This is a genomic window from Verrucomicrobiota bacterium, assembly GCA_019247695.1.
In the GTDB taxonomy this organism is placed as follows: Bacteria; Verrucomicrobiota; Verrucomicrobiia; order Chthoniobacterales; family JAFAMB01; genus JAFBAP01.
The window spans coordinates 1-7,145 of record JAFBAP010000122.1 but is presented as its reverse complement, the minus strand read 5'-3'; the positions used below and the strand labels follow the sequence as shown (position 1 = coordinate 7,145).

The window sequence follows — 7,145 nt, the reverse complement described above, 5'->3', positions numbered from 1 at the left end:
CCCGGGCCGGTACTGGCGAGGCACAAGAAGGCGCCGAAAAGCTGGTAGAAGGGTTGGCGGAAATGCTCCCGCATACGGGCACAATCGTGCCCGGACGGGCTGAGATCAAGGTCCGGGCGGACGGGTAACGGGTAACGGGTAACGGGTAACGGGTGTCGGGTGTCGGGTGTCGGGTGTCGGGGCAATCGTGGTAGAACGCTGCCCCTGTCAAGCTTGTAATTCCTCTTCCCGCCGTGTTCGCCGTGGCTCGCCGTGTTCGCCGTGTGAACTCTTGCGCCGTGCCCGCCTTTTCGCTGTGCCCGCGGTGTGCCCGTGGTGTGACCGTGTGTTCTACCGGATTTCGTCACGAGGCGATTCCGGTGGCGCCAAAGAGACGACGCTGACGCGCAAATGACCGTCGTCCTTGAAAACTTGGAGGTCACAGAGCATCCGCCGGTTATTGGGAAAAAGCTGAGCTTTGCGTTCCAGAAGCTGCTGAGCCACAGTTTCTTGCCATAAATCCTTCGTGAATCCTTTGGGCAACCCCCGTTCCCGTGCCTCTGCCGGAAGCAACGAATAATTCCAGATGAGCATCGCGAAATGCAGGGCGCCCCGTAATTCGTCGATCGGCGCGGAGCGATCCAGGAGCGGTTCGGCAAATTTAAGCAGCACCCCGGACATCTTTTCAAACTCGGGCGGGGTGTGGCGCAAGGTGATGTTCATCTCAGGATCCCGCTGGCGGCGAACCGCCGGCGCCTTCGCCGCTTTCCGCGGCGCCGAAGGGGCCGTTTGCGAAGCATGTCATTTTGTTTTTCTGGATTTTCGCGACATGGACCTTGTAATTGTAATTCGCAAGGATGCAGGCTCAATTGTGATTTTCGCGCGTTCCCTTGGATCTTAGCTTCGGCCAGATACGCGTTTGCGTTTTCTCTCCGGAAGATGGCCCGGCCAGGTTGGCGGATGCGGCGAAGCGGGCTGGAAATCCATTTGGGCATTGACAAGCTCAACGTCCCGGAACAGAAAAGGCGGCGCTGCCATCGAACAATGGAATTTGCGCCGGAAAACAACTGCCTGGCCCGAGTGGACCAGAGGATGGCGCTGCCATTCCCGGTGACGGCGTGACTACGGCGCCGGAATGACACGTGTCGCCGGAAACGAATCGAGACATGAGCGCGAATGCGGTGGCAACTGAGGTTGCCCAGATCGTCACAGACCCGGCTGCTTTCCAGAAGATGGCGTCAGACCTCGGCAGCCACGAAGCGGCGCTGACCGTTCACCTCAAACGCGCAGGCCTCTACCGTCAGCCCCGGAAATTTGTGCGTGACTTTTGCGCGGTGGACCTTGGGCATGGCGAGTACCCGACGGTGATTTGTTATGTACCCAGCGGTGCCTGGGCGCACTTCCGTTCCAGGTTTACGGCAGTGGTTGAAGACCTTGAAACCAGCGCCGAGAGGGACGATCAGCTTGTAAAGATCATCGAGTTTTTAGACCTTTACCGTCGTGACCCGAACCACCCTTTTCTGAGGGCCCGGCGTTCTTAGCGAGAATGCGCCGGAAGCCCCCCGGGCGTCCGGCCCATTCCCGCTAATCTGATTTCGCCAGGCTGAGTCCCGCGGCCCGGACCATGGCCTCGGCGTGCCTCAGGGCCCTGGCAACGGCCGGTGACGGAATGCCGGTTCGCATCGTTGCGTTATCCGGGCCGATGAACGTCAAACTCAACGCCGGTTCAGCCGAAGACGCGGTGATCGCGGCGATGAACCGGTCGAGCAGAGCATGGTCGGCGGAAAGTTCCAACCGCAGGCGGCGGGATACTCTGAACGCGGCGGTATCGGTTCCAGAGCGCGCCTGCCGCCTTTCGCGCAGTTCGTAATGGCCGGCCTTAAGGTCAAGCCGGCGGAACCCCTCTTTCTCCATTTCGTCTCCCAAAGAGGCGATCTTCCGATCAAGGATCCGAGTCGCGTCGCCAAACGCCGGTGCGGACGCGACCAGATGCAACGTAAGGACGATCTGGTCCCCGGCTGCAGCGAGCTGGTCCGGATCCTGCCCGGATGTAAACGACTGAGTGACTGGCGACAGTGATGGTGATAAAATCATGGGAAACGAATCGGCATACCGGCCTGCAAGCGAAGCCACCGACCAAAATCGGCGCAACCACCGCCGGGTTTAATGCCGGGAGGGTTCACGGCCGGGATGAGGCCCCGCGCGGGCAAATGCGGATGAAGTTCAGAAGCTCACACCCGGACGGCCCGGATTGCCGCGAAATGATGAAAACCGGGAGAAATTGTTGTGACGCGCGCCGAACCCGCTTCCCGCTTGGCGGCAGACTAACACTTCATGTATCCTGCAGAAAGTTGTTAGTCCCGGGGCGCGATGCCGGTTCGTCCCGAGGCTCGACCGTTCCCCCCTAAAATCATGGCTACAGCAAACCCTTTACCCCAGGCGGATGCGACTTACCGGAGAATGCTGGTCCGAGCCGTGATTGCGAGCACGGTTGGAACGGCCATTGAATGGTATGATTTCTTCCTCTACAGCACAGTCACCGGACTGGTTTTTGCAAAAGAGTTCTTTCCGAAGTCCGATCCGCTGGTCGGTACCCTGCAAGCGTTCTTGATTTACGCCGTCGGCTTCGTGGCGCGTCCGATCGGCGCAGCAATCTTCGGGCATTACGGCGACCGGATCGGGCGCAAGGCTGCGCTGGTCTCCACGCTCCTGCTGATGGGGATTGCGACGTTGCTGGTCGCCTTCGTGCCGAACTATTCACAGGTAGGCATCTGGGGCGCCGTCATCCTTACCGCGCTGCGTTTCATTCAGGGGGTGGGCGTCGGCGGAGAATGGGGCGGTTCAGTTCTGCTTGCCATGGAGTGGACCAAAAGTTTCGGCAACCGGGGATTTATCGCTTCCTGGCCGCAGTTCGGCGTTCCCTCGGGCTTGTTCCTGTCTAACCTGGCGGTACTGATCTTCAGCGCCATCTCCGGAAATCATTTCTTCGAGTGGGGATGGCGGATGCCCTTTCTGCTGAGCGGCGTTCTTGTCGTGATCGGGCTCTGGATCCGGCTGGGCATAGCGGAGACACCGACTTTCTCGAGGCTGGTTGAGGAGAAGAAACTCGAGAAGGCTCCCGTTCTCGAGGTCGTTAAGCGGCAGCCGGGATCAATCATTCTATCGGCCCTGGCGCGCCTGACAGAACAAACGCCATTCTACATCTTCACCGCTTTCATCTTCGCCTACGGGGTTGAACGGTTAAAACTCCCACGGGAGTTGTTACTCAACGCAATCCTGGCATTCTCCGTAGTCGAGTTCTTCCTGGTGCCGCTGGCGGGCCACCTGTCGGACCGGATCGGCCGCAAACGGATGTACCTGATCGGCGCCGGCCTGAATGTGGTCGTCAGCTTCCTTTTTTTCTGGTTGTTGGGATTAGCGACCCCGGCGTCGGTTTTTGCCGCGGTGCTGCTCGGGGCACTCGCTCACTCGGCGGTCTACGGCCCCCAGGCGGCATTGATCGCCGAACAATTCACACCCCGGCTGCGGTACAGCGGCGCTTCGATCGGGTATCAACTCGCCTCAATCATTGCCGGCGGCCCGGCGCCGTTGATCGCCGCGTGGCTTCTCGCGACCTATAAATCCGGCACGGCCATCGCCGTGTATCTCGCCGGTTGCGCGCTGGTCGCCTTCGTCGCCGTTGTCTTTATGAAGGATTACTCGGGTGAAGACGTATCCCGCGAATATGGACTGCGCGGGGATATGCCGTCAGCGGGTAATCCGGGCAGGCCGAGGTAACGAATTTCAACATTTCTTTTTGGGAAGTGGTCCGTCAGACGGTATACCCTGCCCGGTCGGTACCTCAGGACACGTGGCAAAGGTTATGAAATTTTTCACTCTCGTCTGGCTGGTCGCGGCAGCCGCGGTAACGGTTGCATCAGGTAAAGATTGGAAAGTGATCCGCTTCGGCGTCGATCCCAGTTACCCGCCGTTCGAGTCGAAAGCGCCTACCGGTGAACTGGTCGGTTTCGACATTGACCTCGGAAAGGCTTTGTGCGCGAAGTTGAATGCCCGGTGCGAGTGGGTCGAAAACGATTTCGACGGCATGATCCCGGCGTTGCGGGCCCGGAAAATCGATGCGGTGCTGTCGGACATGTCTGTGACTGAGAAAAGGCAGCAACAGATCGATTTCACCGACCGGATTTCTTACAGCCCGACCCGCATGGTGGCGAAGGCGGGTTCAAGCCTCCAGCCGACGGCGGATTCGTTGAAGGGCAAGTCGATCGGCGTCGAGCAGGGCACGGTGCAGGAGACTTACGCCCGCACTTACCTTGAACCCCAGGGAGTGAAGGTGATCTCCTATCAGACTCAGGATCAGGTGTACGCCGACCTGAAGTCGGGTCGCCTCGACGCGGCGCTGCAGGATTTGATCCAGGCTGAGTTTGGCTTCCTGAAGACGGCGCAGGGTCAGGGGTTCGCGTTCGCGGGACCGGAGATCAAGGATGACAGAATCCTGGGCGCCGCGGCGGCGATCGGGGTTCGTAAAACGGACACCGACCTTAAAAACGCCCTGAACCAGGCGCTGGGCGATCTGAAAAAAGACGGCACGTACCAAAAGCTCGCCGCAAAGTATTTCGATTTTGATCCTTCCACCGGGCCGCAACCCTGAACCGGTAAGCTGCCGTGCTGCTGGAAGGTTATGGCCCCCAATTGTGGGCCGGCACCGTCGAGACGATCACCCTGGCGTTAGGTTCGCTGGCGCTCTCCTTTGCGTTAGGTTTGATCGGGGCTGCCGCGAAGTTGTCGGGCCGGCGGCGCCTGGCAGTACCGGCCCGGTTGTACACCACGGTGGTTCGCGGGGTGCCGGATCTGGTATTGATGCTGTTGCTCTATTACAGCTTCCAGGACCTGCTTAACCGTGTAACCGATGCACTCGGCCAGCCGCAGTTCGACATCGACCCTTTCGTGGCCGGGGTTACCGTTCTCGGGTTCATCTATGGCGCCTATTTCACCGAAACGTTTCGCGGGGCCGTGCTGGCCGTCCCCAGGGGTCAATGGGAAGCAGCCATGGCGTTCGGGCTGACGCGCCGCCGGACGTTTTTCCGGATCATCTTTCCGCAGATGATGCGTTTCGCCCTGCCCGGCATCAGCAATAATTGGCAGGTCATCCTCAAAGCGACCGCCCTGGTGTCGCTCATCGGCTTGCACGACGTCGTCAGGGCTGCCCAGGACGCGATTACCGGCACGAGCACCAAGGGAGGGTATCATGCATTTACGTTTCTGATGGCAGTCGCGTTGATCTACCTGAGCCTGACCACCCTTTCCCACCTGGTTTTTCATGCGTTGGAAGTGCGTTTCTCGCGCGGCTTCCAGGCGCTCACGTGATGATGATGGAGCTTCTGCAGCAGTACTGGCAGCAATACCTGTGGGGTTCTCCCGGCCATTGGAGCGGGCTGGTGGTTACCCTCTGGCTGACGGTTGCCTCAGTCGTGCTGGGCTTCGCGCTCGCCTTGCCCCTCGCCATCATGCGGGTGTCGACCCGTCCCTGGCTGGCTGCGCCCGTCTGGCTGTTTACGTATTTTTTTCGAGGCACACCCCTGTACGTGCAACTCCTGATTTGCTACACCGGCCTCTACAGCCTTGAAGCCGTTCGGGCGACGCCGATGCTCAATGCGTTCTTCAAGGACGCATTCAACTGCACGTTGCTGGCGTTCACCCTGAACACGGCGGCGTACACCACCGAAATTTTTGCCGGGGCCATCAAGGCAACGCCCCAGGGCGAGGTGGAAGCGGCCCGGGCTTTTGGGATGTCCGGCTTCGTCCTGTACCGCCGGATTGTCCTGCCGTCCGCGCTGCGGCGAGCGCTCCCGGCCTATTCGAACGAAGTGATCCTGATGCTGCACGCAACGACGCTCGCCAGCACGGCTACCATCACGGACCTGCTAAAAGTTGCACGCAACGCCGCCTCCGATTATTACCTGCCGTTTGTGGCGTATGGGCTGGCCGCACTCTTGTACCTGGCGGTTACGCTGGCGTTGGTCTGGATGTTTCACCGGGCAGAGCGAAAGTGGCTCGCCCACTTGCGCCCGGTCCAACCCGATGCCAATCGCACCAAGCCTTAACGAAACGCCCGCGAAACGGGCCGGCGTATGGAAAAATTGCTGGTTGAAGATCTCCACAAAAGCTTCGGGGCCAACGAAGTGTTGCGCGGAGTTTCATTGCGCGCGGCCGCGGGCGACGTGGTCAGCATCATCGGCTCCAGCGGTTCCGGGAAGAGTACGTTGCTGCGTTGCATCAACCTCTTGGAGTTGCCGGATGCCGGTCGCATCCTGCTGGATGGGCGCGAATTGAACCTGACGCGGGATCGGGCGGGCCGCTTGACCGCCAGCAACCCGAACGAACTTCGTAAGTTGCGCACCCGCCTGGCGATGGTGTTTCAGCACTTTAATTTGTGGCTGCACCTGACCGCACTCGAGAATGTGATTGAAGCGCCCATCCATGTTCTGGGCGTGCCCAGGCGTGACGCGGTGGCCCGGGCTCGTGAACTCCTCCAGAGCGTCGGCCTGAGCCCGTCCGTGGAGCGGATGTACCCGGCGCACCTCTCCGGCGGCCAGCAGCAACGGGTCGCCATCGCGCGAGCGTTGGCGATGGATCCCGAGGTGATGTTATTTGACGAGCCAACCTCGGCTTTGGATCCGGAACTGGTTGGCGAGGTGCTGAAGGTCATGCACCAACTGGCGGCCGAGGGCCGCACGATGATTGTTGTGACCCACGAGATGAGTTTCGCCAGGGAGGTCTCGAACCGGGTTTTGTTTCTGCACCAGGGCCGGGTTGAGGAGGAAGGTCCTCCGTCAGACCTCCTGGTCCGGCCGCGGACGGAACGGCTCCGGCAGTTTCTCGCCCGGTCACACGGCGGGCACAGCGGGTTTGGCGGGCACAACGACTGAGGTTCACACGGCGAACACGGCGAGCCACGGCGGGAAGACTAAATTCTAAGCTTGACATGGGCGGCTCTCCCCCAAGCTCGTGGCCGCCACCCATTACCCGTTACCCGACACTTCTCCTCATTTGTGGCATTCTCCATAAGGTCCCGCGCCTGGCTCTGGCAAATCGTGTTGCTCCTGCCGTCGCTCTGGTGCCTGCTTTGCGTGCCGCCGCTTTGGCGTGACACCGACGGATTCAATCAG

At 60.4% G+C, this 7,145-nt stretch carries 8 protein-coding genes; 6 read left to right on the top strand and 2 right to left on the bottom strand.

The window, feature by feature from the left end; translation table 11 throughout:
* Positions 1–330: 330 nt before the first annotated feature.
* Positions 331–702 carry a hypothetical protein gene (locus JO015_14785; GenBank protein ID MBW0000363.1) on the bottom strand — a complete coding sequence of 124 codons (372 nt, stop codon included), beginning with the start codon at positions 700–702 and terminating at the stop codon, positions 331–333.
* A 443-nt stretch (positions 703–1,145) separates the two neighbouring features.
* Here JO015_14785 and JO015_14780 point away from each other — a divergent pair, with 443 nt between their 5' ends.
* Positions 1,146–1,520 (top strand): hypothetical protein, encoded by a 375-nt coding sequence (locus JO015_14780; GenBank protein ID MBW0000362.1) that lies wholly within the window; start codon positions 1,146–1,148, stop codon positions 1,518–1,520.
* A gap of 43 nt (positions 1,521–1,563) precedes the next feature.
* Here the strand turns inward: JO015_14780 and JO015_14775 are convergent, their stop codons facing one another.
* Positions 1,564–2,073, bottom strand: coding sequence for an SIMPL domain-containing protein (locus JO015_14775; protein MBW0000361.1), 510 nt, complete (start codon positions 2,071–2,073; stop codon positions 1,564–1,566).
* A 318-nt stretch (positions 2,074–2,391) separates the two neighbouring features.
* On the opposite strand from JO015_14775, the gene JO015_14770 reads away from it, so the two are divergent.
* The 5 genes from JO015_14770 (at position 2,392) to JO015_14750 (ending at position 6,905) form a co-directional block, all read left to right on the top strand.
* On the top strand, positions 2,392–3,756 hold the full coding sequence (locus JO015_14770; protein ID MBW0000360.1) for an MHS family MFS transporter: 1,365 nt from the start codon (positions 2,392–2,394) through the stop codon (positions 3,754–3,756).
* An 85-nt stretch (positions 3,757–3,841) separates the two neighbouring features.
* Positions 3,842–4,627 (top strand): ABC transporter substrate-binding protein, encoded by a 786-nt coding sequence (locus JO015_14765; GenBank protein ID MBW0000359.1) that lies wholly within the window; start codon positions 3,842–3,844, stop codon positions 4,625–4,627.
* Between the two features lie 14 nt (positions 4,628–4,641).
* Positions 4,642–5,343 carry an ABC transporter permease gene (locus tag JO015_14760; protein MBW0000358.1) on the top strand — a complete coding sequence of 234 codons (702 nt, stop codon included), beginning with the start codon at positions 4,642–4,644 and terminating at the stop codon, positions 5,341–5,343.
* Positions 5,344–5,345: 2 nt separating this feature from the next.
* Positions 5,346–6,080, top strand: a complete 735-nt coding sequence (locus JO015_14755; GenBank protein MBW0000357.1) for an ABC transporter permease — start codon at positions 5,346–5,348, stop codon at positions 6,078–6,080.
* A gap of 27 nt (positions 6,081–6,107) precedes the next feature.
* Positions 6,108–6,905, top strand: a complete 798-nt coding sequence (locus tag JO015_14750; GenBank protein ID MBW0000356.1) for an ATP-binding cassette domain-containing protein — start codon at positions 6,108–6,110, stop codon at positions 6,903–6,905.
* Positions 6,906–7,145: the final 240 nt, after the last annotated feature.

Coding starts and splice junctions, on each gene's coding strand:
- JO015_14785 (MBW0000363.1), bottom strand. CDS start 702: ATGAACATCACCTTGCGCCACACCCCGCCCGAGTTTGAAAAGATGTCC.
- JO015_14780 (MBW0000362.1), top strand. CDS start 1,146: ATGAGCGCGAATGCGGTGGCAACTGAGGTTGCCCAGATCGTCACAGAC.
- JO015_14775 (MBW0000361.1), bottom strand. CDS start 2,073: ATGATTTTATCACCATCACTGTCGCCAGTCACTCAGTCGTTTACATCC.
- JO015_14770 (MBW0000360.1), top strand. CDS start 2,392: ATGGCTACAGCAAACCCTTTACCCCAGGCGGATGCGACTTACCGGAGA.
- JO015_14765 (MBW0000359.1), top strand. CDS start 3,842: ATGAAATTTTTCACTCTCGTCTGGCTGGTCGCGGCAGCCGCGGTAACG.
- JO015_14755 (MBW0000357.1), top strand. CDS start 5,346: ATGATGGAGCTTCTGCAGCAGTACTGGCAGCAATACCTGTGGGGTTCT.
- JO015_14750 (MBW0000356.1), top strand. CDS start 6,108: ATGGAAAAATTGCTGGTTGAAGATCTCCACAAAAGCTTCGGGGCCAAC.